Annotated in this window: 2 protein-coding genes and 1 pseudogene; 1 reads left to right on the top strand and 2 read right to left on the bottom strand. The window is 73.1% G+C overall.

Annotation, left to right across the window (positions count from 1 at the left end; genetic code table 11):
• The coding region (locus AOK03_RS35485; protein ID WP_167355680.1) for a histidine phosphatase family protein at positions 1-352 on the top strand (352 nt) is incomplete at its 5' end.
• Here AOK03_RS35485 and AOK03_RS35480 read toward each other — a convergent pair.
• Positions 294-800, bottom strand: coding sequence for a DUF6314 family protein (locus AOK03_RS35480; protein WP_055569508.1), 507 nt, complete (start codon positions 798-800; stop codon positions 294-296). The genes AOK03_RS35485 and AOK03_RS35480 overlap by 59 nt on opposite strands.
• Before the next feature lie 25 nt (positions 801-825).
• Positions 826-1,476 (bottom strand): annotated as a pseudogene (locus AOK03_RS35475) (aldo/keto reductase); the annotation flags it as partial.

Below are 1,476 nucleotides of genomic sequence, written 5' to 3'. Positions count from 1 at the left end.
CTGCGACATGGGCCGCTGGCGCGGCCTCACCCTCGCCGAGGTCACGGCCCGCGAACCGGCCGCGGTGGATGCCTGGCTGAGCGACCCGCACTCGGCACCGCACGGCGGTGAGTCGCTGCTGGCGTTCATCTCGCGCGTCGGCGGCTGGCTCGACACCCGGCCGGCCGGCGACGGCACCCGCGTCATAGCCGTGGCCGAGCCCGCCGTGGTGCGCGCCGCGCTCACCTACGGTCTGAAGGCGCCCCCGTCGACGTACTGGAACATCGACGTACGCCCGCTGTCGACCGTCACCCTCACCGGGCACGGCGGCCGCTGGAACCTGCGGCTCGATGCGATCGGCGGTACTCCGTGACGAGCAGCAGGTCCTTGGCGGGGCCGCCGACCCGCCAGCGGGTGCGCCAGTAATCGGCTCCGACCGCCTCGAACTCGCCTCGGTAGAGGTCGTCCGCGCAGGGGTGATCCGTCGTCCAGCGGCCCGTGCGCAGGTCCAGGTCGTGGAAGAAGCGGCCGTCGGCGAACTCCACCAGTGCGGTGCCCGCCTCCTCGCCGGGCAGGAAGCGGAGCGTGCGCTCGGCGGGGCGCGCCGTGCCGTGCCAGGTGAAGGTGCCGGACTCGTGGTGCAGGAGGCCGCCGGGGTCCGGGGCGGGCAGCGGCGAGAAGAGCGTCGTACCGGTGAAGCGGCCCTCGGAGCCGTCCGTGAGGTCGCGGACGGTGCGCTCGACGTGCCACTCGCCCGCGAGGTGGGCGAGCACGTCGGGGACGGGACGGAACGTGAGGTCGGAGGGCAACGGCACGGTCATGCGTGCAGGCTACTTGTCTTCTTGTCTACTTGTTCACGACCGCGAGGCTGCGCTCGTCGTAGCGCGTGCCGGCGACCCGGCCCGCGGGTGCCGCCGCGTCGATCGCGGCGAGCTCGTCGGCGGAGAGCCGGATCGCGACGGCCCCGAGGTTCTCCTCCAGGTACTTCTCGCGGCGGGTGCCGGGGATGGGCACGACGTCGTCGCCGCGGTGCTGCACCCAGGCGAGCGCGAGCTGCCCCGCGGTGACGCCCTTCTCGGCGGCCAGCGCGTGCAGGGTGTCGACGATGGACAGGTTCTGTTCCAGGTTGCCTGCGGCGAAGCGGGGCTGGGTGCGGCGCACGTCGTTCTGCTGGAGATCGTCGAGCGAGGTGTAGCGGCCGGTGAGGAAGCCCCGCCCGAGCGGCGAGAACGGCACCAGGCCGATGCCGAGTTCGCGGCAGACCGGTGCGATCTCCGCCTCCAGGTCCCTGGTCCACAGCGACCACTCGCTCTGCAGCGCCGCGATGGGGTGCACGGCGTGCGCCCGGCGCAGGGTCCCCGCACCGGCCTCGGAGAGCCCGAGGTGACGCACCTTGCCCGCCGCGACGAGCTCGGTCATCGCGCCGACGGTCTCCTCGATCGGCACGGTCGTGTCGACCCGGTGCTGGTAGTACAGGTCGATGTGGTCGACGCCGAG

This window comes from Streptomyces atriruber (genome assembly GCF_001418325.1).
In the GTDB taxonomy this organism is placed as follows: Bacteria; Actinomycetota; Actinomycetes; order Streptomycetales; family Streptomycetaceae; genus Streptomyces; species Streptomyces atriruber.
Note: the sequence above shows the minus strand (reverse complement) of the source record. Positions and strands in the feature narration are given on the sequence as shown.